Below are 23,899 nucleotides of genomic sequence, written 5' to 3' on the forward strand. Positions count from 1 at the left end.
CAACGCCCGGCAAATAAGGAAACCCCATGACCATCGGCAGCAAACTTGCCTGGGACGATACCGTCCTTCCGTTTCAGCTTGACCTCTCCGACATCCGGGGCCGTGTCGCGCGGCTCGACGGGGTGCTCAACGGCATTCTGAGTCAGCACGATTACCCGGCGCCGGTCGAGGCGCTGGTGGCCGAGATGGCGCTGCTCACGGCGCTGATCGGGCAGACGGTGAAGCTGCGCTGGAAGCTCTCGCTCCAGGTCCAGACCCGCGGCGCGGTGCGGATGATCGCCACAGATTACTTTGCCCCCGAGAAGGAGGGCGAGCCCGCCCGGATCCGCGCCTATGCCAGCTACGATGCCGAGAAGGTGTCGGATGCGCCGGCTTTCGAGCAGCTCGAGGACGGCTACTTCGCCATCCTGATCGACCAGGGCAAGGGCACCACGCCCTACCAGGGCATCACCCCGATCGCGGGCGGCTCTCTCGCGGCCTGCGCCGAGGCCTATTTCGCCCAGTCCGAGCAGCTGCCGACCCGCTTCGCGCTCAACTACGGCCGTGCCCTGCAGGCGGACGGCTCGGGCGAGTGGCGTGCCGGCGGCATGATGATCCAGACCATGCCCAAGGCCTCGCCCTTCGCCCAGAACCCCGAGGGCGGCTCGGGTGAGAGCGGCCTGCTGCGCGCCGAGGATCTCGTCGATGGCGACGAGGAGGAAAACTGGCGGCGGGTGAACTTCCATGTCGATACCGTCGACGAGCTCGAGCTCATCGGCCCCGACCTGCCGCCGACCGACCTGCTCGTGCGCCTGTTCCACGAGGAACAGCCGCGCGTCTTCGACGCCCAGCCGGTGCGCTTCGGCTGCACCTGCTCGGAAGACCGGGTGCGCCAGTCGCTGTCGATCTACTCGGCTCGCGACATCGAGAAGATGACCACCGAAGACGGGCTCGTTACCGCCGATTGCCAGTTCTGCGGCGCGCATTACGAGCTCGACCCGGCAAGCGTGGGGCTCGAGGCGAAGAAGTGAGCCGGGCGGAGGATCAGATCGCGGCCCTGCGCCGGGCGGTGACCGGGGAGCACACCCCGTCATCGGATTTCGATCTGAACCCCGAGACGGTTCTGCCCGCCAATCGCAAGCTGCGGCCAGCCGGTGTGCTGGCCGCGTTCCTGCCTGGGGAAGACGGGCTCGAACTGCTGCTGACCAAGCGATCGTCGCGGCTCAAGCATCATCCCGGCCAGATCGCCTTTCCCGGCGGCAAGGTTGATCCGGCAGATGACGGGCCGGTCGATGCCGCCCTGCGCGAGGCGCATGAAGAGGTCGGGCTGCCGCGCGACACGGTCGAGTTGCTGGGAACGATGGCACCGCACGAGACGGTGACAGGCTTCCTTGCCACGCCGGTTCTGGGCCTTGTCAGAGACGAATTCACGCCGCTGGCAGAGCCCGGCGAGGTGGCCGAAATCTTCCGCGTGCCCTTCGAACATGTCACCGATCCGGCGCGTTACAGCATCCAGTGGCGGCGCTGGCGCGGGCAGCGGCGCTATTACTACACCGCGCCCTTCGGCCCCTATTACATCTGGGGCGCGACGGCGCGGATGCTGCGGGCGCTGGCGGGGCGGATCTCGCCGTGACACGGGTCGGGGGGGAGTGGCTCAGCTGCGCATCGACGCAGGAGGTTCTGGCGATGCTGGAGCAGGCCGGTCACGCCGCCTACGCGGTGGGCGGCTGCGTCCGCAACGCGCTTTTCGGGGCACCGGTGGCCGATGTTGATATCGCCACCGATGCCCGCCCCGACACGGTCGTGGCGCTGGCCGTCGCTGCGGGGCTGAAGCCGGTGCCGACGGGCATCGATCACGGCACGGTCACTGTCGTCGCCGAGGGCATCGGCCACGAGGTCACCACCTTCCGAGCCGATGTCGAGACAGATGGCCGCCGCGCCGTGGTGCGCTATTCCGATGACATCGCCGAGGATGCCGCGCGGCGCGATTTCACCATGAACGCGCTCTATGCCGACGCGCGCGGCGCGGTGCTCGACCCGCTCAATGGCCTGCCGGACCTGGAGGCGCGCCGGGTGCGCTTCATCCGCGATGCCGGCGAACGCATCCGCGAGGATTACCTGCGCATCCTGCGCTTCTTCCGCTTTCACGCCTGGTATGGTGACGCGCAGGCCGGCGTCGATCCCGAGGCTCTGGCGGGCATCGCCGACAATCTCGACGGGCTCGAGGCGCTCTCGGCCGAGCGCGTCGGGCACGAGATCACCCGGCTTCTCTCTGCCCCTGATCCGGCGCCTTCGGTGGCGGTGATGGAGCAGGTGGGGGTTCTGGCGCGGGTGCTGCCCGGCGCCACGTCGCGGATGCTGGCGCCGTTGGTGGCGCTGGAAGAGAGCGCGGGGCTGGCGCCCGATCCGATGCGCCGGCTCGCGGTGATGGGCTATTTCGACGCGCGCAGCCTGCGGCTCTCTAAGGCGCGCCAGAAGCATCTCGAAGCGTATCAGAGCCTGTTATCCGCCAATACGGGCTATGCCGAGATCGCCTATCGCCACGGTGAGGCGATGGCCCGCGACGTCGCGGCGCTGCGGGGCGCGAGCCTTGGCCAGCCGATGCCGGATGATCTCGAGGCACAGATCGCTGCCGGGGCAGGGGCGAAGCTGCCGATCCGCCCGCGTGACCTGATGCCTGACTTCGAGGGCCCGGCGCTGGGCGAGGCCCTGCGCGAGCGCGAGCGGCGTTGGATCGCGTCCGGCTTCACCCTGACCAAGGCCGACCTTCTGAAGTGACCTTCCCCACATGAATATCGACCCGCTCTACGGCTTCGTCTTCTTCGGCCTGTTCTCGCCCGGCCCCAACGTCGTGCTGCTGACGGCCTCCGGCGCGCGTTTCGGCATCCGCCGGACGCTGCCGCATCTCTTCGGCGTTGTGCTGGGCGTGGGCATCACCGCAGGTCTCACCGGGCTCGGCATCGCGGCGCTGCTGCAGCAAGCGCCGATGCTGGAGCTGGCGCTCAAGATCGCCGCCAGCGGCTGGATGCTCTACATGGCGTGGGGGCTGTGGAACTCGGACCGACGCAAGGGCAAGGCCGAGCGCGACCGGCCGATGACGCTGATCGAGGCGGTGCTGTTCCAATGGGTCAATCCCAAGGTCTGGGCGGTGGCGCTGGCGGCGGCCTCTGCCTATCCCGGCACCAGCGGCCCGTGGTGGGAGGCAGTGCGGCTCGGCTCCGCCTTTTCCGGCATCAACCTGGTCTGCTGCCTGTTCTGGACCAGCGCCGGCGCGCTGCTCACCTACCTGTTGACGACCCCCGCCGCGTGGCGGGTTTTCAGCCGGATCATGGCCCTCGCTCTGGGCAGTTTTTCCGTCATGGTCTTCCTGTAGGGAATCGGGGAGACTGCGCCCTCAAGCGACAGGATGTCCCCAAGTGTTCCGCTTCTTCGAAAATCTCGTAGACCCCTACGTAGCTTACACCCCGACGGACCGGCCGCCGACGAGGCTGCTGCCGTTCCTGATGGACTACGCCAAGCCGTTCCGAAAGCTCTTCATCTGGGCCACGATCCTCTCGGTCGCGGTGGCATCGGTCGAGATCGGGCTGATCTGGGCGATGGGCTGGGTGGTCGACATCCTGAGCGGTCAGCCGGCGCAGGTCTGGGAAGAGCACGGCACCACGCTGATCCTGATCGGGCTCTTCATCCTGCTGCTGCGGCCGCTGATCCAGGCGCTCGACGTGCTCGTGCTGAACAACGCCATCATGCCGAGCTTCGGCATCCTGATCCGCTGGCGGGCCCATGCGCAGGTGCTGCGCCAGTCGATCGGCTGGTTCGAGAACGATTTCGCCGGCCGCATCGCCAACCGCATCATGCAGACCCCGCCCGCCGCCGGCGAGGCGGTGTTCCAGGTCTTCGACGCGATCACCTTCTCGCTCGCCTATGTGCTCGGCGCGGCGGTCCTGCTGGCGGATGCCGACCCGCGCCTGCTCCTGCCGCTGCTCCTGTGGTTCGGCGGCTATGTCCTGCTGATGCGCTGGACGATCCGCCGGGTCGGGCCGGCCTCCAAGGCGGCTTCGGACGCGCGCAGCCTCGTCAACGGCCGCGTTGTGGATGCCTATACCAACATCCACTCGGTGAAGATGTTCGCGCAGGACCGGCAGGAGCTCGACTACGCCAAGGAGGCGATCGACGTCGCGCGGGAGACGTTCCAGAAGGAAATGCGGCTCTATACCATCATGGATCTCGCCCTCGTGGTGCTCAACGGCCTGCTGATCGTCGGCGTCGTGGGATGGGGGTTCCTGCTCTGGATGCAGGGGGCGGCGAGTGTCGGCATCGTCGCAGCGGCCACCGCGCTGACGCTGCGGCTCAACGCCATGACCGGCTGGATCATGTGGGCGCTCACCACCTTGTTCCGCCAGCTCGGGGTGGTGGCCGAGGGCATGGAGACCATTGCCCAGCCGATCACCCTCGTCGACGGGCCCGACGCCAGGCCGCTGCGGCTCGAGAAGGGCGAGATCCGGCTCGATCACCTGACCCACCATTACGGGCGCGGCAGCGGCGGGCTCGAGGATATCTCGCTGATCATCGAGCCCGGTGAAAAGATCGGGCTGGTGGGGCGCTCGGGCGCCGGGAAATCGACCCTCGTGAAGCTGCTTCTGCGGTTCTACGACGCCGAGAAGGGGGCGATCCTGATCGATGGTCAGAACGTCTCGGAGGTCCAGCAGGACAGCCTGCGCCGCGCCATCGGCATGGTGCAGCAGGACAGCGCGTTGCTGCACCGATCGGTGCGCGACAACCTGCTCTACGGGCGGCCCGATGCCACCGAGGATCAGGTCATCGCCGCGGCGAAACAGGCACAGGCGCATGACTTCATCCTCACCCTGCAGGACCCTCAGGGGCGCACTGGCTATGATGCCCATGTGGGCGAGCGCGGCGTGAAGCTCTCGGGCGGGCAGCGGCAGCGGGTGGCGCTTGCGCGGGTGATCCTCAAGGATGCGCCGATCCTGCTGCTCGACGAGGCCACCTCGGCGCTCGACAGCGAGGTCGAAGCCGCGATCCAGGATACGCTCTACGGCATGATGGAGGGCAAGACGGTGATCGCCATCGCGCACCGGCTGTCGACCATCGCCCATATGGATCGCATCCTCGTGCTTGACGGCGGCCGCATCGTGGAGGAAGGCAGCCATGACGTGCTTTTGCAGCGTCAGGGCCTATATGCGCAGTTCTGGGCCCGCCAGTCCGGCGGCTTCCTTGATCCAGACACGGAGGCGGCGCAATGAGCCTATCCGACATCATCGACCCGTTCTCGCGCGCCGAGACGCCGCCGCCGCAGACCCTGATGCGGTTTGTCGGCTGGGCGCTGCGCGGGGCGTGGCCGGTGCTGATCCCGGCGGCGCTGCTCTCGGCGGCGGGCGGCGCCTTCGAGGTGCTGACAGCGAAGCTGCTGGGCGATGTGATCGATCGCACGCTCGACAGCACCGCCAGCACGGTGTTTGCCGATCACTGGCCCTTCCTGCTGTTTTGCGCGGTGTTCTTCATCGTCATCCGCCCGGTGATCGCGGGGCTCTCGGCCTTCGTGCAATCGGTGGTGATGCAGCCCAACGTCTTCAACCTGATCCTCAGCCGGGTGCACCGCTACACGCTGGGCCATTCGGTGACGTTCTTCGACAATGATTTCGCCGGTCGCATCTCGCAGAAGGAGATGCAGACCGCCCGGGCACTGAACGACGTCATCTCCGAAGTGGTGCAGGCGATCCTTTTCGCGCTGGCCTCGGTGATCGGCTCGATCCTGCTGGTCGGCTCGATCGACTGGCGCATCGGCATCGCGCTGGTGGCCTGGGTGGTGGCCTATGGCTTCCTGCTGCGCTTCTTCATGCCGCGCATCCGCCTGCGCTCCAAGGCGCGGGCCGCGGCGCGGGCGATGGTGACCGGGCAGCTTGTCGACACGGTCACCAACATCAAGACCGTGAAGCTCTTCGCGCATGACGATTTCGAGGACCGCGCCGCGCTCGACGCGATGTCGACCTATCGCGACCGGTTCATCGCCTTTGGTCATGTCTCCTCGGCGTTTCGGCTCTGCCTGATGGCACTGGCCGGCACGCTGCCGGTGCTGCTGATCGGCGGTGCGTTGTTGTTCTGGTCGCAGGGCTTCGTGACGGCGGGCGACATTGCCGCGACCGGCGCAGTGGCGATCCGGCTCAGCCAGATGACCGGCTGGGTCAGCTTCACGCTGATGGGGATCTTTGCCAATATCGGCGAGATCGAGGACGGCATCCGTACCATCACCCCCGCTCACACGCTGCTCGACGCCCCCGGGGCAGAGCCGCTTTCGGTCACCCAAGGACGCATCGAGTTTCGCGAGGTGGGCTTTGCCTATGGCCGCGAGGGCGGCGGCGGCATCGAGCATATCGCGTTGGATATCCGCCCCGGCGAGAAGGTCGGCGTGGTCGGCGCTTCGGGGGCGGGGAAGTCGACCATGGTGGCGCTGCTGCTCAGGCTCTACGACGCCGAGCAGGGCGGCATATATATCGACGGGCAGAACATCTCGGAGGTCACGCAGGAGAGCCTGCGCCGGCAGATCGGCATGGTCACGCAGGAGACCGCGATGTTCAATCGCTCGGCGCTCGACAACATCCGCTATGGCCGGCCCGATGCCAGCATGGAAGAGGTCATCGCTGCCGCCGAGAAGGCAGAGGCGCACGCGTTCATCCTGACGTTGCGCGATCACATGGGCCGCGAGGGCTATGACGCGCACCTGGGCGAGCGTGGCGTGAAGCTTTCGGGCGGGCAGCGGCAGCGCATCGCGCTGGCCCGCGCCATCCTCAAGGATGCGCCGATCCTGGTGCTCGACGAGGCCACCTCGGCGCTCGACAGCGAGGTCGAGGCCAGCATCCAGGAGGCGCTCGAGCGGGTGATGCAGGGCAAGACCGTTCTGGCCATCGCGCACCGGCTCTCGACGCTGTCCGAGATGGACCGGATCATCGTGCTCGACCGCGGCCACATCGCCGAAGCGGGCACCCACGAGGCGCTGCTCGCGAAGCGTGGCCTCTACGCGCGATACTGGAACCGCCAGTCGGGCGGCTTCGTGAATGCCGAGGACGATGCCGGAGAGGCCGCCGAGTGAGGCTTGCCTCGGGCCCCCGGATCGGGGCATGAGGCATGGCATGGAACAGGTCACGATCGAACGGCTCGGGCATCAGGGCGACGGCATCGCGCCGGGCCCCGTTTTCGTCCCCGGCGCGCTCCCCGGCGAGGTTGTCGAGGGCGATATAGAGAAGGGCGTCATGGCGGCGCCGCGCATCCTCACGCCCTCGGATCGGCGGGTGAAGGCGCCCTGCCGCCACGCCAAGAGCTGCGGCGGCTGCCAGCTGCAGCACGCGCATGACGCTTTCGTCGCCGAGTGGAAGGTCGGCGTGGTGCGCCACGCGCTCTCCGCCCACGCGCTCGAAGCCCCGTTCCGCCCCATCGCGACCTCCTCGCCGCAGAGCCGCCGCCGCGCGGCGTTTTCGGCCCGGCGCACCAAGAAGGGCGCGCTGGCCGGTTTCCACATGAAGGGCTCCGACGTCATCGTCTCGGTGCCCGATTGCCTGCTGGTCGATCCGAAGCTCGCCGCGGCGCTACCGCTGGTCGAGGCGCTGGCGGTGCTGGGCTCGAGCCGCAAGGGCGAGCTTTCGGTGCTGGTGACGGTGAGCCTCAACGGGCTCGACGTGGCGGTGAGCGGTGGCAAGCCGCTCGATGCGCAGCTGCAATCGGATCTCGCCGACCTGGCGCGCCAGCACGACGTGGCGCGCATCGCCTGGGGCGACGAGGTGGCGCTCACCCGCCGCCCGCCGGTGCAGCGCATGGGCCGCGCCGAGGTGGTGCCGCCGCCCGGCGCCTTCCTGCAGGCCACCCCCGAAGGCGAGGCCGCACTGCTGACCGGCGTCCGCGAGGCGGTGAAGGGCGCGCGCCACGTGGTCGATCTCTTCGCCGGCTGCGGCACCTTCGCGCTGCCGCTGGCCGAGGAGATGCGGGTGCACGCGGTCGAGGGCGACAAGGGCATGACCGCGGCGCTCGACAAGGGCTGGCGCATGGCCGAAGGGCTCAAGCATGTCACCCACGAGGCGCGCGACCTGTTCCGCAACCCGCTGCTGCCCGAGGATCTCGAGCGATTCGACGCCGCGGTGATCGACCCGCCGCGCGCCGGGGCCGAGGCGCAGGTCGCCGAGCTTGCCCGCGCCGGCATCCCGCGCATCGCCTTCGTTTCCTGCAACCCGGTGACCTTCGCCCGCGATGCCGCGACGCTGGATGCGGCGGGCTATGTCATGGACTGGCTTCAGGTGGTGGACCAGTTCCGCTGGTCGACTCACGTGGAGCTGGTTGCGAGCTTCCGCCTGCAGGACGCGTGACCGGCGCGCATTATCTAAAAAATACGAGACAACTGCCCGCTATCCTGAAGACCGTTTCTGCGCTATAAAGTCCGCGCAAGAATAATGCCAAAGGCAAATGAGCGAGCGGACAAATGCGAGTATTCAGGCTAGTTTTCCTGATCGTGATGGCGATCGGGCTCGCTGCGTGCAGCAGCAGTAAGTTCCGGACCTATAATGGTCCCGAGGTGACGCATGTGGTGGTCAAGAAGAGCCAGCGCAGGATGTACCTCCTTCATCATGACAAGGTGCTGAAGAGCTATGACATCGGGCTGGGCTTCCAGCCGCAGGGTCACAAGCAGTTCGAGGGCGACGGCAAGACCCCGGAAGGGCTCTATTTCATCGACCGGCGCAACCCGAACTCGAGCTTCCACCTCAGCCTCGGGATCTCTTATCCCAACCCGAATGACCGGGCCTTCGCCGAGGCGGCGGGCAAGAGCCCGGGCGGCGACATCTTCATCCACGGCGGCCCGCCGAAGGATCGCAAGCGGCTCGGCGGTGGCGACTGGATGACCAAGGGCAATAGTGTCGATTGGACATGGGGCTGCATCGCCGTCAGCGACGAGCAGATCGAGCATATCTATGCGATGGTGAAGACGGGAACGCCGATCACCATCAGCAGGTGATCGGCAGGGATCGTCGAGCGATCAGAAGCCGTTGCTGGCCACTTCGACCCCGCCCGGGGTCGAAGACAGGCCCGGGGCGCCGGTGACCAAGGTCCACCAGATCTTGCCGTTGCTCTCCTGATACCAGGCGAAGCCCATGTCGCGGGCGGAGGCATCGAGGATGACGTTGCGCGTCGCGGGCTCTTCCATCCAGGCGGCAAGGGTCTCGAGCTCGGTCTCGTAGGTCTCCGAAATATTCTCGCCCACGAGCCGGCCGCTATAGCCGACGCGCTGCACGCGGTCGATCGGCGAGGAGCCGTCGGAGCCGAAATGCCAGGGCCGGTTCTGCACCGACATGTCGCGCGAATGGGTGGCCGCGGCCGCGTTGAGCTTGGCGTTCAGCTGGAGGGCAGGGGCACCGGCGGCCTGGCGCAGCGCGTTGACCGAATCGAGCATGCTGTACTCGATCTTCGCCGAGGAGCCGGCGGGAATCCGGTAGGCGCGCGGGAGCGGCTTGCCGTCGGGGCCGATGGTCGGCGCGGTGATGCTTGGGCCGCAGGACGCGACAAGCAGCGCTGCCGCAACAGTGAGAAACGCGCGTCTTTGCATTATTCTGCCTGAAATTGTTGTTTCGGTCTCACTCTGCAATACCTTTTGGCGCGTCGCTAATCAAACGCACAACCCCGTGATGGGCGGGTCCGAAGCCCCTTCTGCCACTGACTGAGGCTTTACGGCACTACGGCTCGCACAGTATCATGGGCTTTAATGCCCCGTTAGGGGCTTTCGTTTTGCTACACGAGGATATTGGGACGATGGCACAGAAGGGTTTTGACCGACGCGTGTTTCTGGCCGGCAGCGCGGCGATGCTCGCCTCCCCGGCGCTCGCGCAGGACGTGAACACCGGCACCACCGAGATCGAGCGCAGCGTCAACGCTGCGACGCGCCGCAACATCTCGAGCTTCCGCACGCTCGACTGGCAGCCGTATTTCTCCAATCTCAGCAACGGCGCGATCCTCGTCGACATCTCGTCGCGGGCGCTGCACTACTGGGAACCGAACGGCGCCTATCACCTCTACCCCTGCTCGGTGCCACTGACCGAGGATCTGACCCGGCGTGGCCGCACCCGCGTCACGCTGAAGGACCCCCAGCCCGATTGGCGTCCGACCCCGTCGATGAAGAAGCGCAACCCGGAATGGCCCGATTATGTCGGCCCCGGCCCGGACAACCCGCTCGGCACCCGTGCCATGCACCTGAGCTGGACCTATTACCGCATCCACGGGACGCATGACACGCGCAAGATCGGCCGCCGCTCGTCGAACGGCTGCATCGGGCTCTACAACGAGCACATCGAAGCGCTGTACCAGATGGCGACGGTCGGCACGCAGGTGTTGCTTATTTGACGCCCGGAAAATTGCGGCAAAGGCGTGTCAAGCCCTCCAGATTGCATTTTACCGCATTTGCTGCTTAGACAGACTCACGAGGTAAGTCTTGGGTGCTTGTCGTGCAGTTTTGTTGTGCGACAAGCGATTATCTGGAGGATAACATGAAAAAACTCGCTCTCGCCGCAGTTCTGGCCGCCACCGCATCGACCGCAATGGCTGGTTCCTACGCCAAGGATGACGTGGTCATGGAACCCGTCGTCGTCGTGGAAGAAGCACAGCAAAGCTCGTCGTCGGCCGGCATCCTGATCCCGCTGCTGCTCATCGCAGTGGTGGCAGCGGCCGTTTCGGCTGACTGATCGCTTCCAGCGAACGAACATGGAAAAGGCGGTGCCGCTGGCACCGCCTTTTTCTTTTGTCCAACCGGTCTGAGGCCGCCGGGGCGGCGGCTCAGGTGAGCCAGCCGCCGAGGTTTTCCTCGATCACCTTCGACAGCGCGTCGATATGCGCCGGATCGTCGTTGAGACAGGGGATGTAGCTGAACTGCTCGCCGCCGGCATGCTCGAAGGCTTCCTTGATCTCCTCGTTGATCTCTTCCAGCGTCTCGATGCAATCGGCCGAGAAGGCCGGGGCGATCACCGCGATCTTCTTCTTGCCCTGCTTCGCGAGCTCGGCCACGTGCTCGACGGTGTAGGGCTTGAGCCATTCCTCGGGGCCGAAGACCGACTGGAAGGTGGTGGTGATCTCGGTCTTGTCCCAGCCCAGCCGCTCGCGCAGCAGGCGTGTCGTCTTCTGGCATTGGCAATGGTAGGGATCGCCCTGCATCAGGTAGCGCTTGGGCATGCCGTGATAGCTGACCACGAGGATGTCGGGCTTGTCTGCGATGCCGGAGTAGCCACGCTCCACCGACTGGGCCAGCGCCTCGATATACTGCGGATGCTCGAAATAGGGATCGACCACGCGCGCTGTCGGCTGCCAGGCTTCCTCCATCAGGGCGCGGAAGAACTGGTCATTGGCGGTGGCCGAGGTGGCCCCGGCATATTGCGGGTAGAGCGGGAAGAACAGGATCTTGCGGCAGCCCGCCTTGGTCATCGCCTCGACCTTCGACTTGGTCGAGGGATTGCCGTAGCGCATGCAGAAATCGACCATCACCTGATCGCCGTAGCGCTCTTGCATCTTCGCCGCGATGGCGGCGGTCTGCTGCTTGGTGATCGTCATTAAAGGGCTCTCGTTGAGCTCCTCGTTCCAGATCGACTTGTAGGCCTCGCCGGAGGTGAACGGACGCTTGCCGAGGATCACCGTCTGCAGCAGCGGCTGCCATTTCCACTTGGGATAGTCGATCACCCGCTGGTCCGAGAGGAACTCGTTCAGGTAACGCCGCATCGGCCAGTAGGAATAGTGATCCGGGGTGCCCAGATTGGCGAGCAGGATGCCCACCTTGGGCGCGGTGACTTTCGGGTGGTCGGCGGGGGCATGTGCCGGGCGAGCGGCTTGGTCGGAAGCGTCGAGCATGGTCCTGTCCTGAGTCTGTCCCTGATAGCTTTGCTTAGGTATCGCAAGTTTGGAATGATTCAATCTTCCAGAGGCGTTTCCCGCGTATTCAATGCATCGGCGAGACGTTGCGCCGCAGAGCCGGGTCGCAGCGGTTTCTGCTGGCTCGCGTCGGGGGCCCAGCCGGTGAGGGTGACGATCTCGAAACTCGCGGGCACGCGGCCCTCTGCATCGCCGAAGCTCTCGGCGTAGAGCGCGGCGGCGCGCAGGATCACCGCGCGGCGGGTGGGCTTGCGCAGGCGCGCCGCGAGCGCATTGCCCTCGCCCATGGCGCGCAGATCGCGCATCAGGTGCAGCGCCGAGCCGTAGCTGGCGGTGAGGGTGAAGCTGTCGGCCACCGGCAGCGCCAGCCCGGCGCGCTGCAGCAGGGCGCCGAGATCGCGGATCTCGCCCATCGGAGCGACCCGGGGCGACAGCCCGCCGGTGACCTCGATCTCCGCCTGCCCGAGCGCGGCGCGCAGCTCGTGCAGGGTCTGGCCGCCGAAGCACAGCGCCAGCAGCAGCCCGTCGGGCCTCAAGGCGCGGCGCGCCTGCACCAGCTGGCCCACCGGATCGTTGGCCCAGTGCAGCGCCATGGCGTGCACGACGAGATCATGCGCGCCTTCCTCGAGATCCAGCACCTCGTCATCCGGCAGCGCTTTCAGCCCCGGCAGCATGCCCTCCCAGACCTGCGGAAACGGCGTCACCACGGCGGGTGATGTAAAGGCCCTGTTAACCACGAACAGGCGATCCTGAACCTCGTCGCGGGCGGCCTCGTGCAGGAACAGGGCCGGATCGCGGGCCGCGCGGGCGCGATGCCGGGCGAGGGCGGTGCGGTCGGTGAGGGGCGCTGGGCTGGACATGGCAGAGTAGGTAGACCGATGCGGGGCCCCATGCAAACGCTGCTGAGAATGCTCTACCCGCCGCGCTGCCTGATCTGCGGCGGGCTGGTCGAGAGCGATTTCGGCCTATGCGCCGGCTGCTGGCGCGAGACGCCCTTCCTGTCGGGCCTTGCCTGCGCCACCTGCGGCGCCCCGCTGCCGGGAGAGTCGGAGCGCGAGGAGCATTGCGATGCCTGCCTCGCCAGCCCGCCACTCTGGCGCGCCGGCTGTGCGACGCTGGCCTATCGAGACAATGGCCGCACCCTGGTTCTCATGCTGAAACGCGGCGACCGGCACGACATCGCCGCCGCGGCAGGCCCGTGGATGGCGGCGCGGGCGCGGCCGTTGGCGGGCCCGGAGACGCTGGTCGTTCCGGTGCCGCTGCACCTGCGCCGTCACCTGCGGCGGCGCTTCAACCAGTCGGCACTGCTGGCGCGCGGCCTTGCCGAGGCGCTGGGCCTTGACTGGTGCCCCGACGCCCTGCTGCGCATCCGTCACACGCCGGTGCTTGAGGGGCGCGGCAGGGAGGAACGCTTCCGCACCCTCGCCGACGCCATCGTCGCCAACCCGAAACGGGCCGAGCTTCTGAAGGGCCGCCCGGTGTTGCTGGTTGATGACGTTCTGACCACGGGCGCGACGTTTTACGAGGCAACAGCGGCCTGTCGCGCGGCGGATACGGGCGCCGTGTGCGTCTGCGCACTGGCGCGGACGGTCAAGGATACCTAGATCACATGCAACAGATTGACCTATCCGAAGGGCACGACATGCAGACGATCGAGATCTACACCACCCCCATCTGCGGCTTCTGCCACGCCGCCAAGCGCCTGCTCACCCAGAAGAACGCCGCCTTTACCGAGATCGACGTGATGCAGGAGCCCAAGCGCCGCGCCGAGATGACCCAGCGCGCCAATGGTGGCCGCACGGTGCCGCAGATCTTCATCGGCGAAACCCATGTCGGCGGCTGCGATGACCTCTACGCGCTCGAGCGCGCGGGGAAGCTCGACGCGCTGCTGGCGGGCTGAGCCTCTGTCGCGGCGGTGACAGTCTCTATTGACCTCCGGGGGCCCGGGGGTCAGAAATGCCGGACCCCGCATATGACCCACTGTTCAGATCCCATAGTCCCGGAATGACCGATCCCCAGAACGCGCTTGCCATCTCGCTCTTCAGCGAGCTTCTGATGGCCGATCAGCTGCTTCGCAACCGGCTGACGCGGGTGCTTCCGAACAAGATGGAGATCTCGCATTTCTCGGTTCTGAACCATCTGGCGCGGGTGCAGGAAGAGCGCACCCCGGCGCAGCTGGCGCGGAGCTTCCACGTTACCCGCGGGGCGATGACCAACACGCTGACCAAGCTCGAGATTGCGGGATACGTCCATATCCGCCCCGACTGGGACGACGCCCGGCGAAAGATGGTGTCGATCAGCCCGGCGGGCCAGCGCGCCCGCGAGGCGGCGCTGGCGGCGATGGCGCCGGTGATCGCCGAGATGGTGGGCGAGCTCGGCGCCGACAAGGTCCGCGCCGCGCTGCCGGTCCTGCGCGAGCTGCGCCTCAAGCTCGAGGCAGACTGAGCCACAAGCGGTTCAGGCTGGTGTTCAGGCCAGCACCGGATGCCGGTTCGAGGCCGCGAACTCGGTGATCTGCACCGTCACCACGCCGGCGCTCACAAACGGATCCTCCGCCATCAGCGCCTCGATCGCGGCAAGCGATGCGCCGATCGCGATGACGATGCCACCGCTGCGCGGGTTTTTCGGCCCCGAGCACAGGAAATGCCCGTCGGCATAGCCCTGCCTGACGAAATCCATATGCGGCGCCAGCACCGGCTCGATCTGCTCGAAGGGCACGACATACTCGATATCGACGACGAAGAGGCTGTGGCCCTCGGGGATCACGCCCATGACGCGGCCTCCGGCTGGATCGCGGCGGTGACGTAGTTCACGGACAGGTCGCTGTCGGAGATTCTCCACGTCCAGCTGATCGGGTTGAAGACGTAGCCCTTGCGGTCGACCGGTTGCAGACCGGCCTGTCGCATCAGGTCGTAGAGCTCGTCGGGGGTGATGAATTTCGACCATTCATGGGTGCCCTTGGGCAGCCAGCGCATCACCCATTCGGCGCCGACGATGGCCATGGCAAAGCTCTTGGCGTTGCGGTTGATGGTCGAGCACAGATGCAGCCCGCCGGGTTTCAGCAGTGCGCGGCAGGCCTTGAGATAGGCCAGCGGGTCGGCCACGTGCTCGACCACCTCCATGTTGATCACCACGTCGAACAGCTCCCCCTCAGAGGCCAGCGCCTCGGCGGTGGTGTGGCGGTAATCGATCTCGAGGTCGGATTGCTCGGCATGGAGCCGGGCGACGGGAATGTTGCGCTCGGCCGCATCGACACCGACGACCTCGGCTCCCAGCCGCGCCATCGGCTCGCAGAGCAGCCCGCCGCCGCAGCCGATATCGACGATGCGCAGCCCCTCGAAGGGCTTCGGCGCGGTCATGTCACGGTCGTATTCGCCGGCGATCTGGCGGGTGATGTAGTCGAGCCGGACCGGGTTCATCATGTGCAGCGGCTTGAACTTGCCCTCCGGGTCCCACCACTCGGCGGCCATGGCCTCGAATTTCGCGATCTCGCTCGGGTCGACGGTTTCGGTCATTGGTCCTTTTTCCCCATGGTCTTTTGGGTGTCGCTGTTAATATAGATGGAACATGGACAAATACCCGGGCCAAAAGCGCGCAGTGCAGTATCTCTACCCGTCCATCGACCCCTTCGATCAACGCATGATCGACATGGGGGACGGACACAAGATCTATGTCGAGCAATGCGGAAATCCACGCGGTGTTCCGGTGATCGTGCTGCATGGCGGCCCGGGCGGCGGCTGCTCGCCGGGAATGCGGCGCTATTTCGATCCCCGCGTGTATCGCGTCGTGCTGTTCGACCAGCGTGGCTGTGGCCGCTCGCGCCCCCATGCTAGCGTGACGGACAACACCACCTGGCATCTCGTCGCCGACATCGAGCGCATCCGCGAGACCCTCGGAATCGACCGCTTCATCGTCTTCGGCGGCAGCTGGGGCGCGACGCTGGCGCTGATCTACGGCATCAGCCATCCCGAGCGGGTGCGCAACCTGGTGCTGCGCGGGGTCTTCATGATGACCCGCACCGAGCTTGACTGGTTCTACGGCGGCGGCGCCGGACAGTTCTGGCCCGAGCCCTGGGCGCGCTTCACCGACCTGATCCCGGAAGACGAGCGCGGCGACCTGATCGGCGCCTATCACAAGCGGCTGTTCTCCGGCGACATGCGTGAGGAGACCCGGTTCGCCCGGGCGTGGTCGAGCTGGGAAAACGCGCTGGCCTCGGTCTATTCCAACGGCTCGGGCGGCGATGCGCCGGGCGATTACGCCCGCGCCTTCGCGCGGCTCGAAAACCATTATTTCGTCAACGAGGGCTTCCTCGAGGAAGACGGCTGGATCCTCAACAATGTCGACCGGCTGCACGGCACCCCCGGGGTCATCGTGCAAGGCCGCTACGACATGATCTGCCCGCCGCGGCGCGCCTGGGAGCTGGCCGAGGCCTGGCCGGACGCGGATCTGCGGATGATCCGCAACGCCGGCCATGCGCTCTCCGAGCCGGGCATCAGCGCCGAGCTGGTGCGCGCCATGGACCAGATCGCGGAAACTCTCGGTCAGGAGCAGCAGGGCACCGGGCTCTAGCCCGTCCACAGGCAGGGAGGCAGGCTCGATGAAAGACGCGACCGACGCCGCAGCAGGCGGTGCACGCCTCTTTACCGTGTCGCCCTGCGCCACCTCGCTCAATCTCTACAGCCTAGGGCGCTCGCAGGCCGAGGCGGTGGCGCTGGTCACCGCGATCCGCAAGATCGAGGCGGTGACCGAGCGCTTCGAGGTCGATTACCCCGATTGGCCGTTCGGCTACGGCACCGTGCAGCACGATGCGCTGCCGGTGTTCTTTCAGCCGACCCTGATCCTGCGCCTCAAGGCCGAGGCGCCGGTTTCGGTCAGCCGTCGCGATGATCGGTTCGAGGCGCTCTCCGCCGAGCTGCACATCTACGACGATTGCCTCTCCGTGCTCTTCGTGGAGTGGGATGCCACCGAGGTGGTCTGCCCGGCGTCGCGGTTCGACGAGGCCTATACCGGCGCCGCCAAGAGCCTGTTCCGCGACCATATCCTTGGCGCGCTCTACGAGATCCAGCGCAGCCTCGCCCGCGACAGCGGCGCCATGAAGGTGCTGCGGGCGCCGGATGAATATTCCGTCTTCAGGCCTGCCGACGAGCTGCCGGACGCCCCGATCTGGACCGCGCGCGCGATGATCGTCACCGGCGACCGCGCCAATGCGCCGCCGCTGGCGGGCTGCCTCGGTGGCCTGCCCCCGGAGCCGCGGGAGCTCGAGGGGGCGCAGGCCTGGATTGGCTCCGGCAACAGCCTCTTCGCGGTGACCACAGGCGATCCCGAGCGCTTCGCCTTCGACTGGATGCGCAGCATGAGCCTGTGCCAGTTCTACGCGACCCTGCTGAACCACTACCAGTCGCTGCTGCTCTCCGAAGTGCGGATGCTCGAACATGCGGGCGATCGCGACATCAAGAAGCGAATCCTGCAGACCCTCGAGCGCAAGCTCGACCACCTCGATTTCATCCGCCTGCAGCACGAGCGTGCGCTCTACGGCCTTCAGGGCGCTCGGCGCGATCTCGTCCGGCACACCCACGAGGCCTGGCAGAGCGCGCTGCAATTCGCCAATGTCGAGGGCTGGGCGGCGCTGCTGCGCAAGCAGATCGACCGCTACTACCGCCGCCGCCAGCTGGCGCAGACCCGCATCCTCAAGAGCATTGTCGCCGCGATCGGGGGCTTCTCGCTCTTCGATCTCGCCATCGTGCTGGTCAATGAGAGCCGCAGCCAGCAGGGTGACGGCGTGGTGGGCATCCTCGATGTCTTTGCCGAGCGCTCGGCCGATACGGTGCTTTACTTTGCCGTCGCGATCCTCATCGTGCTGATGCTGTTCACCTATCTGAGCGAGAAATGAATGCCTGACGCGCCGCCCCCCTCGATCCGCCGCTGCCGGATCCTCGCCCTGATGGGCAGCGCCTCCGACCGGCTCGACGAGGCGGCCGACGAGATCGCCCGCGCCATCTCGCGCCGCTTCGCCGGCGTGACGATGAGCTTCGCCACCGGCTACTGGACCCCGGACGGCGAAAATGCCGAGGGGCCTTATGATGTCGAGAACCTGATGAAGGAGCGGGTTCTGCGCATCGATCTGCTGGTGATGCCCGCGTTCAAGGCAGAAGCGCTGGATCTGCTCGAAACCTGCTGTCGTGACGTCAACAGAAAGCTTGCTTTGGGCTGCGCGCACCTGCACATAGAATGCCTCGACGCCGAGGCGCACCATCGCCTCATCTCCTGAGCCGCGCCGCGCGGCCGGATACTGCCAGACCGACGGCCCCTGACAGGGCCGCACCAGACACGGGACCGACGCCAAGATGACGGCCTTCCGCCGCCGCCGCCTGATCCAGACAGCCCTCGCCGCCGCGGTGCTGGGCGCGTCCGGCGTTGCCGCGGCGCCGGCCCGCTCCGGCGGCACGCTGCGCGCGGGTCTCGGCGGCGCGCACCCGTCCGACAGCTGGGATGCCCGGACCCATTCCGATCTCTTCATGATCGCAGCAGGACAGGGCGCGGTCTTCGATACGCTGACCGAGGTCGCCGCCGACGGATCGCTGCGCGGCGAGCTGGCCACCGGCTGGGAGGCCAGCGCCGACGCCCGCGTCTGGACCGTGACGCTGCGCGAGGGTGTGCGTTTCCACAACGGCACGCCCTTCACCGCGCGCGACGTGATCGCCTCGCTCAGCCTGCATCTGGAGCCCGGCACCGCCTCGGGGGCGCGTCCGCTGGTCGAGACCATCGCGAAGATGGAGCGTCTCTCGGACCATCGCCTGCGCTTCACCCTGGCCGAGGGCAACGCCGATTTCCCCTACCTGCTCGCCGATTACCACCTGCTGATCTACCCGGCGGACCAGCTCGAGACGGCCATCGCGCAGGGCATCGGCACCGGGCTCTACCGGGTCGAAAGCTTCGAGCCCGGGCGGCGCTTCATTGGCCGCCGGGTCGAGGGGCATTACAAGGACGGACAGGCGGGCTGGTTCGACCAGATCGAGTTCCACGCGCTCAACAACGGCGCGGCGCGGGTCTCGGCGCTGCGCAGTGGGCAGGTCGACACCATCAGCCGGGTGGCGCCGCAGCGCGCTGCATGGCTGCGGGCGGAGCCGAGCCTGCGGCTGCAGGACATCCCCGGCAACCAGTATTACGGCTTCGCCATGCAGACCGGCGCCGCGCCATTTGACGCGCTGCAGATCCGGCAGGCGCTGAAGCACGCCATCGACCGGCAGGCCATCCTCGACCGGGTGCTGCTGGGCCATGGCCGCATCGGCGCCGACAGCCCGATCGGGCCGGCCAACCAGTATGCGGCGGATCTCGCGGCCCCGGCCTTTGATCCCGACCGCGCCCGCTACCATCTCAAGCAGGCCGGTCTTTCGAGCCTGACCCTGCCGCTTTCGGTCTCCGAGGCCGCCTTCGAGGGCGCGCCGGAGGCGGCGGCGCTGTTTGCCGAAAGCGCCCGCGCGGCGGGGATCGAGATCGCCCCGGTCGCCGAGCCCGCCGAGGGCTACTGGTCCGAGGTCTGGTGCAACCGGCCTTTCAGCGCCTGCGCCTGGTCGGGACGGGTCACCGAGGACTGGATGCTCTCGACCCAGATGCGCGACGGCGCGCCGTGGAACGACACGCAATGGGGCATGGCGCAGAGCCCGCGATTCCAGGCGCTTCTGCTAGAGGCCCGCGCCGAGCTCGACAGCGCCCGGCGGCGAGGGCTCTACGGCGAGATGCAGCAGATCCTGCGTGACGAGGGCGGGCTCCTGGTGCCGGTCTTCGCCAACCACCTGCAGGCCCATAGCGACCGCATCGCCACGCCGGGCCGCATCGGCACTCTCTGGGCCATGGACAACGCCCGCTTCGCCGAGCGCTGGTGGCGCGCGTAAGCCGCGCTAAGGCTCAGAGCTTCTCGGCGTAGTCCGACACCAGCAGGTGCAGCGGCGGCTCGTCTTCCTCGATCTCGGAAAAGCGCCCGATCTCCATCTCGAAGATATTGTCGGTCAGGTCATCATTGACCGTCGAGACCTCGCCGATCAGCACGTCGCTGCCCTCGCCCCAGAAGGCGTGCCAGGTGGTCGGGAACAGCGTTACCGACTCGCCGGGATCGAGCTTCAGGTGCCCGCCCGGCGGCAGCGTCCGCTCCATGCCGTCGCAGAGCACCGTCACCGGCGCGTGGCGGTCGATCTCGCCTTCAGGCGTTGCCGCGAAGAGCTCGAGCACCAGCGTGCCGCCTCCGCGGTTGATGATGTCCTCGACCTTGATGTCATGGCGGTGGTTCGGGCTGAGCTGGTCGCGCCGGGAGATCATGATCTTCTCGGCGTAGAGCATGGCGCTGTGCTTGCCGAGATCGGCATTGAGCCCGTTGCGGGTGGTGAAGAGAAACAGCCCCATCCTGTCGAAATCGCCGGCGCCGTAATCGGTGATGTCCCAGCCCATGTTGCGGCGCTTGATCTCGCCATGCTCGGCTTTGCGCAGCGCTTCGGGGGAGAGGTAGGCGAAGGGCGGCAGGCAGAAGCCGTGGCTGCGGATGAAGGCATCGCCTTCGCGGATGATCTCGTTGATGCGCGAACGTTTCATGCGGCTCCTCCTTGGGCTCTCGCCGCGACGATAGCCAGAGGGCCGGCGCGGCGGTAGGGGCGGGATGCCTCCGGAGGGAGTATTTTTGGACGAAGAGAAGGAGGGGCCGGTTCGGTGGTGCCGGGCTCGGGGGGAGCCCGGCGTTGGGCTGGTGGAGGGGGTGCGACGCCTCCGGCGGGAGTATTTGGGACGTAGAGAAGGAGGGGGCGGTTTGGTGGCGCTGGGCTCGGGGGGAGCCCGGCATTGGGTTGCTGGAGAGGGTGGGACGCCTCCGGCGGGAGTATTCGGGACGTAGAGAAGAGCGGGGGCGCCGCTCTTCTCGGAGGTTGGTCACGTGTGGGGGCGTCAGAGCACGTAGCGGCTCAGGTCGGCGGAGCGGGTCAGCTCGCCGAGATAGGTCTCGACGAAGTCTTCGTTCACCGTGATCTTGTCGCCGGCGCGGTCGGGGGCGGTGAAGGAGAGCTCCTCGAAGACCCGTTCCATCACCGTGTAGAGCCTCCGCGCGCCGATGTTCTCGACGCTCTCGTTGACTTGCGCCGCGATGCGGGCGAGCGCGTGGATGCCATCCTCGGTGAACTCGACGGTGACCTCCTCGGTGGCCATCAGCGCGGTGTACTGGCGCGTGAGGGCGTTGTCGGTCTCGGTCAGGATCCGGACGAAGTCATCCTCGGTCAGCGCCCGCAGGTTCACCCGGATCGGCAGGCGGCCCTGGAGCTCGGGCAGCAGATCGGACGGCTTGGCGATATGGAAGGCGCCCGAGGCGATGAACAGGATGTGGTCGGTCTTGACCGGGCCGTGCTTGGTCGAGACCGTGGTGCCCTCGATCAGCGGCAGCAGGTCGCGCTGCACACCCTCGCGGGAGACATCGCCGCCGCGGGTCTCCTGCCGCGCCGCGACCTTGTCGATCTCGTCGAGGAAGACGATGCCGTTCTGTTCCACCGCCTCCAGCGCCGCCTTCTTCACCACCTCGTCGTCGAGCAGCTTGTCGGCCTCTTCCTGGATCAGGATCTCGTAGCTCTCCGCCACCGTCAGCTTCTTGCGCGTGGTGCGCCCGCCGAAGGCCTTCCCGAACATCTCGGAGAGGTTCATCATCCCCATGCTCTGGCCGGGCTGGCCGGGGATCTCCATCATCGGGAAGGGCGAGGCGCTCTCGGCCACGTCGAGTTCGATCTCGGTATTGTCGAGCTCGCCATTGCGCAGCTTCTTGCGGAACATCTCGCGCGTGGATTCGCGGGCGTCGGAGCCGGCGATGGCCTCGATCACCCGCTCCTCGGCGGCCTTATGGGCCGAGGCCTTCACATCCTCGCGCATGTGCTCGCGGGTCAGCGCGATCGAGCTGTCGACCAGGTCGCGGATGATCTGCTCGACATCGCGCCCGACATAGCCCACCTCGGTGAACTTGGTCGCCTCGACCTTGATGAACGGTGCCTTGGCGAGCTTGGCGAGGCGGCGCGAGATCTCCGTCTTGCCGACGCCGGTGGGGCCGATCATCAGGATGTTCTTCGGGTAGACCTCGTCGCGCAGGTCTTCGCTGAGCTGCTTGCGGCGCCAGCGGTTGCGCAGGGCCACGGCCACGGCGCGCTTGGCGTCTTTCTGGCCGATGATGAAACGGTCGAGTTCCGAGACGATCTCGCGGGGGGTCAGGTCGGTCATGATGGTCCTTTCGCGGCGTCTCAGGCCGAAATGGTCTCTACGGTGAGATTGCCGTTGGTGTAGACGCAGATGTCGGCGGCGATGGCCATGGCACGCCGCGCGATCTCTTCCGCCGAGCGCTCGCTGTCCATCATGCCGCGCGCCGCGGCGAGGGCGAAATTGCCGCCCGAGCCGATGGCGGCGATGTCATGCTCGGGCTCGAGCACGTCGCCGGCGCCGGTGATGACATAGAGCTCGCGGCCGTCGGTGACGATCAGCATCGCCTCGAGCTTCTGCAGGTACTTGTCGGTGCGCCAGTCCTTGGCGAGCTCGACGCAAGCGCGCTGCAGCTGGCCCGGGGTCTTCTCGAGCTTGGCCTCGAGCCGCTCGAGCAGGGTGAAGGCATCGGCGGTGGAGCCCGCGAAGCCGCAGACCACGTCGGCACCGCCTGGCGACAGGCGCCGCACCTTGCGGGCCGAGCCCTTTATCACGGTCTGGCCAAGGCTCACCTGCCCGTCGCCCGCGACCACCACCTGCCCGCCCTTGCGGACGCCGATGATCGTGGTGCCGTGCCAGCCGGGGAATTCCTGATCGGCCATGTCTCGTCTCCTTCTCGTGCTGGGCGCCATATGGGGGCTGGACATTGCCGCGACAAGGCGATGCCCTTGCAAGCGACATAGAGCAGGGGCGAGCGGATGGAAATGCGGGGCGGGGATCTCGAGGCGGCGGCGCTGGCGCTCTGGCCGGATCTGGCGGGCGAGATGGGCGAGGATCCCGGGCTCTGGCAGGCCGCGCCGCTGGCCTGGCGCGAGGATGCGCGGGTGGCGCGGGTGCTGTTGCGGCTCACCGGGCCGGAGGGGCGGCGGCTGGTGTTGAAGCACCAGGCGCGGCCGGTGGTTCCGGAGACATTCGCGGAAGCCATCGCGACGCATATGGCGGTGCAGGAGGTCTGGCCCGAGGGGCTGCCGCTGATGCGGGCGGTGGACCTCGCGCGGCAGGCCTGCGTGATGGACCACCTCGAGGCGCGGCCGCTCTCGGTCCTGCTCGAGGACGCTCCGCTGGCGCGGCAGGCAGAGCTGCTGCGGCGGGCCGGGGCGTGGCTGGACGGGTTCCACCGCGCACTGCCCGGAGAGACGCGGGTGTTCCAGCCGAAATTCACCGTCCGCTTCCTGCGCTCGGTGATCGACGATCTGCGCGCAGGCGAGCGGGATGTGGCCGAGCCCGCGCGTTTCCTCGACTGCGCCGAGGCGCTCTGCGCGATGCAGCCGCGCTTCGAGGGGCAGGAGACGATGAGCGCGCAGACCCACGGCGATCTGCACCAGCGCAACCTCGTGCTGGATGACAGCCGCTGCTGGGGCGTGGATTTCGCCGGGGGCAGGGTGGTGCCTGTGGGGCACGACATCGCGCGCCTGCTGACCGATTACGCCATCCTGCATGCCCCCAAGGAGGCGATCCCCGAGGGCGAGGTGCTGCCGCCGGAAGCGCAAGCCGCCTTCTTCGAGGGCTACAGGATCGTCGGGCCCGGGGATCCCTCCGTGCAGCTGCTGCTGCGCAACCGGGTGCTGGCGGAATGGTGGGGGCTTCCGGCGCGCGCGGCGGCGCGGAGCCGGGCGCAGGCCCGGCGCTTCACGCGGCTCATGGCGTTGGCGGAACGGGTCTTCGCGGGGCACGCCTAGCAAATGACGGACCGGGCGATGTGAGCCTGATGCGCCGGAAAAGGGTCGTCAGGCCCTCGGCGCAAGGCTTGCGTGCACCGCCCGTCCTTCCGGGCGGTGCCTGTCTCGTGGCGGTGGTGAGTGGC

The 23,899-nt window shown here is 67.3% G+C and carries 26 protein-coding genes; 18 read left to right on the top strand and 8 right to left on the bottom strand.

Annotated elements, in window-relative coordinates; genetic code table 11:
- Nucleotides 1-26 precede the first annotated feature (26 nt).
- The 8 genes from KUV62_RS08620 (at nucleotide 27) to KUV62_RS08655 (ending at nucleotide 8,992) form a co-directional block, all read left to right on the top strand.
- Nucleotides 27-1,010, top strand: a complete 984-nt coding sequence (locus KUV62_RS08620; protein WP_222603277.1) for an Hsp33 family molecular chaperone HslO — start codon at nucleotides 27-29, stop codon at nucleotides 1,008-1,010.
- On the top strand, nucleotides 1,007-1,612 hold the full coding sequence (locus KUV62_RS08625; protein ID WP_315901567.1) for a CoA pyrophosphatase: 606 nt from the start codon (nucleotides 1,007-1,009) through the stop codon (nucleotides 1,610-1,612). The genes KUV62_RS08620 and KUV62_RS08625 overlap by 4 nt, the downstream gene beginning before the upstream one ends.
- 53 nt (nucleotides 1,613-1,665) lie before the next feature.
- On the top strand, nucleotides 1,666-2,757 hold the full coding sequence (locus KUV62_RS08630; protein ID WP_222603278.1) for a CCA tRNA nucleotidyltransferase: 1,092 nt from the start codon (nucleotides 1,666-1,668) through the stop codon (nucleotides 2,755-2,757).
- 10 nt (nucleotides 2,758-2,767) lie between these two features.
- A complete protein-coding gene (locus KUV62_RS08635) occupies nucleotides 2,768-3,352 on the top strand; it encodes a LysE family translocator (RefSeq protein WP_222603279.1) in 585 nt (194 codons plus the stop codon).
- A gap of 43 nt (nucleotides 3,353-3,395) precedes the next feature.
- Nucleotides 3,396-5,240, top strand: a complete 1,845-nt coding sequence (locus KUV62_RS08640) for an ABC transporter ATP-binding protein (RefSeq protein ID WP_222603280.1) — start codon at nucleotides 3,396-3,398, stop codon at nucleotides 5,238-5,240.
- Nucleotides 5,237-7,084, top strand: a complete 1,848-nt coding sequence (locus KUV62_RS08645) for an ABC transporter ATP-binding protein (RefSeq protein WP_222603281.1) — start codon at nucleotides 5,237-5,239, stop codon at nucleotides 7,082-7,084. The genes KUV62_RS08640 and KUV62_RS08645 overlap by 4 nt, the downstream gene beginning before the upstream one ends.
- 40 nt (nucleotides 7,085-7,124) lie before the next feature.
- Nucleotides 7,125-8,348, top strand: a complete 1,224-nt coding sequence (locus KUV62_RS08650) for a class I SAM-dependent RNA methyltransferase (protein WP_222603282.1) — start codon at nucleotides 7,125-7,127, stop codon at nucleotides 8,346-8,348.
- 113 nt (nucleotides 8,349-8,461) lie between these two features.
- A complete protein-coding gene (locus KUV62_RS08655) occupies nucleotides 8,462-8,992 on the top strand; it encodes a murein L,D-transpeptidase family protein (protein WP_222603283.1) in 531 nt (176 codons plus the stop codon).
- A gap of 21 nt (nucleotides 8,993-9,013) precedes the next feature.
- On the opposite strand, the gene KUV62_RS08660 is transcribed toward KUV62_RS08655, so the two are convergent.
- A complete protein-coding gene (locus tag KUV62_RS08660; protein ID WP_222603284.1) occupies nucleotides 9,014-9,580 on the bottom strand; it encodes a CAP domain-containing protein in 567 nt (188 codons plus the stop codon).
- A gap of 203 nt (nucleotides 9,581-9,783) precedes the next feature.
- Here KUV62_RS08660 and KUV62_RS08665 point away from each other — a divergent pair, with 203 nt between their 5' ends.
- Entirely contained in the window at nucleotides 9,784-10,371 is a 588-nt protein-coding gene (locus KUV62_RS08665) for a L,D-transpeptidase (protein ID WP_222603285.1), read from the top strand.
- 143 nt (nucleotides 10,372-10,514) lie between these two features.
- Nucleotides 10,515-10,709, top strand: a complete 195-nt coding sequence (locus KUV62_RS08670; protein ID WP_040545198.1) for a hypothetical protein — start codon at nucleotides 10,515-10,517, stop codon at nucleotides 10,707-10,709.
- A 91-nt stretch (nucleotides 10,710-10,800) separates the two neighbouring features.
- Here the strand turns inward: KUV62_RS08670 and hemH are convergent, their stop codons facing one another.
- Together hemH and KUV62_RS08680 are read right to left on the bottom strand one after the other, a co-directional pair.
- Nucleotides 10,801-11,862 (bottom strand): ferrochelatase, encoded by a 1,062-nt coding sequence (gene hemH / locus KUV62_RS08675; protein ID WP_222603286.1) that lies wholly within the window; start codon nucleotides 11,860-11,862, stop codon nucleotides 10,801-10,803.
- Between the two features lie 59 nt (nucleotides 11,863-11,921).
- Complete coding sequence (locus KUV62_RS08680; protein ID WP_222603287.1) at nucleotides 11,922-12,743, bottom strand: methyltransferase domain-containing protein; 822 nt, start codon at nucleotides 12,741-12,743, stop codon at nucleotides 11,922-11,924.
- Nucleotides 12,744-12,773: 30 nt separating this feature from the next.
- Between KUV62_RS08680 and KUV62_RS08685 the strand changes: the two genes are divergently transcribed.
- The 3 genes from KUV62_RS08685 (at nucleotide 12,774) to KUV62_RS08695 (ending at nucleotide 14,328) form a co-directional block, all read left to right on the top strand.
- Nucleotides 12,774-13,487 carry a ComF family protein gene (locus tag KUV62_RS08685; RefSeq protein WP_261395485.1) on the top strand — a complete coding sequence of 238 codons (714 nt, stop codon included), beginning with the start codon at nucleotides 12,774-12,776 and terminating at the stop codon, nucleotides 13,485-13,487.
- Nucleotides 13,488-13,525: 38 nt separating this feature from the next.
- Nucleotides 13,526-13,783 (top strand): glutaredoxin 3, encoded by a 258-nt coding sequence (gene grxC, locus KUV62_RS08690; RefSeq protein WP_222603460.1) that lies wholly within the window; start codon nucleotides 13,526-13,528, stop codon nucleotides 13,781-13,783.
- Nucleotides 13,784-13,887: 104 nt separating this feature from the next.
- Nucleotides 13,888-14,328 (top strand): MarR family winged helix-turn-helix transcriptional regulator, encoded by a 441-nt coding sequence (locus tag KUV62_RS08695; protein WP_222603289.1) that lies wholly within the window; start codon nucleotides 13,888-13,890, stop codon nucleotides 14,326-14,328.
- A 24-nt stretch (nucleotides 14,329-14,352) separates the two neighbouring features.
- Here the strand turns inward: KUV62_RS08695 and KUV62_RS08700 are convergent, their stop codons facing one another.
- Together KUV62_RS08700 and ubiG are read right to left on the bottom strand one after the other, a co-directional pair.
- Entirely contained in the window at nucleotides 14,353-14,655 is a 303-nt protein-coding gene (locus tag KUV62_RS08700) for a YciI family protein (protein ID WP_222603290.1), read from the bottom strand.
- Nucleotides 14,646-15,398, bottom strand: a complete 753-nt coding sequence (ubiG, locus tag KUV62_RS08705) for a bifunctional 2-polyprenyl-6-hydroxyphenol methylase/3-demethylubiquinol 3-O-methyltransferase UbiG (protein ID WP_222603291.1) — start codon at nucleotides 15,396-15,398, stop codon at nucleotides 14,646-14,648. Before ubiG ends, KUV62_RS08700 begins: the two co-directional genes overlap by 10 nt.
- Before the next feature lie 52 nt (nucleotides 15,399-15,450).
- Here ubiG and pip point away from each other — a divergent pair, with 52 nt between their 5' ends.
- From pip to KUV62_RS08725, 4 genes are all read left to right on the top strand, one after another.
- Entirely contained in the window at nucleotides 15,451-16,452 is a 1,002-nt protein-coding gene (pip, locus tag KUV62_RS08710) for a prolyl aminopeptidase (RefSeq protein ID WP_222603292.1), read from the top strand.
- A gap of 28 nt (nucleotides 16,453-16,480) precedes the next feature.
- Nucleotides 16,481-17,773, top strand: coding sequence for a hypothetical protein (locus KUV62_RS08715; protein ID WP_222603293.1), 1,293 nt, complete (start codon nucleotides 16,481-16,483; stop codon nucleotides 17,771-17,773).
- Nucleotides 17,774-18,151, top strand: coding sequence for a hypothetical protein (locus KUV62_RS08720; RefSeq protein ID WP_222603294.1), 378 nt, complete (start codon nucleotides 17,774-17,776; stop codon nucleotides 18,149-18,151).
- 76 nt (nucleotides 18,152-18,227) lie between these two features.
- Nucleotides 18,228-19,775 (top strand): ABC transporter substrate-binding protein, encoded by a 1,548-nt coding sequence (locus KUV62_RS08725; RefSeq protein ID WP_222603295.1) that lies wholly within the window; start codon nucleotides 18,228-18,230, stop codon nucleotides 19,773-19,775.
- Nucleotides 19,776-19,788: 13 nt separating this feature from the next.
- On the opposite strand, the gene KUV62_RS08730 is transcribed toward KUV62_RS08725, so the two are convergent.
- From KUV62_RS08730 to hslV, 3 genes are all read right to left on the bottom strand, one after another.
- The gene (locus KUV62_RS08730) at nucleotides 19,789-20,466 is read right to left on the bottom strand and encodes a D-lyxose/D-mannose family sugar isomerase (protein ID WP_222603296.1); all 678 of its coding nucleotides are present in this window, start codon (nucleotides 20,464-20,466) and stop codon (nucleotides 19,789-19,791) included.
- Between the two features lie 345 nt (nucleotides 20,467-20,811).
- Complete coding sequence (hslU, locus tag KUV62_RS08735) at nucleotides 20,812-22,119, bottom strand: ATP-dependent protease ATPase subunit HslU (RefSeq protein ID WP_222603297.1); 1,308 nt, start codon at nucleotides 22,117-22,119, stop codon at nucleotides 20,812-20,814.
- A 20-nt stretch (nucleotides 22,120-22,139) separates the two neighbouring features.
- Nucleotides 22,140-22,697 (bottom strand): ATP-dependent protease subunit HslV, encoded by a 558-nt coding sequence (gene hslV / locus KUV62_RS08740; RefSeq protein ID WP_222603298.1) that lies wholly within the window; start codon nucleotides 22,695-22,697, stop codon nucleotides 22,140-22,142.
- Between the two features lie 96 nt (nucleotides 22,698-22,793).
- Here hslV and KUV62_RS08745 point away from each other — a divergent pair, with 96 nt between their 5' ends.
- Entirely contained in the window at nucleotides 22,794-23,774 is a 981-nt protein-coding gene (locus KUV62_RS08745; RefSeq protein WP_222603299.1) for a phosphotransferase, read from the top strand.
- The last annotated feature ends 125 nt before the right edge of the window (nucleotides 23,775-23,899 follow it).

The sequence above is a fragment of the Salipiger bermudensis genome (assembly GCF_019801965.1).
GTDB classification, from domain to species: Bacteria; Pseudomonadota; Alphaproteobacteria; order Rhodobacterales; family Rhodobacteraceae; genus Salipiger; species Salipiger bermudensis_A.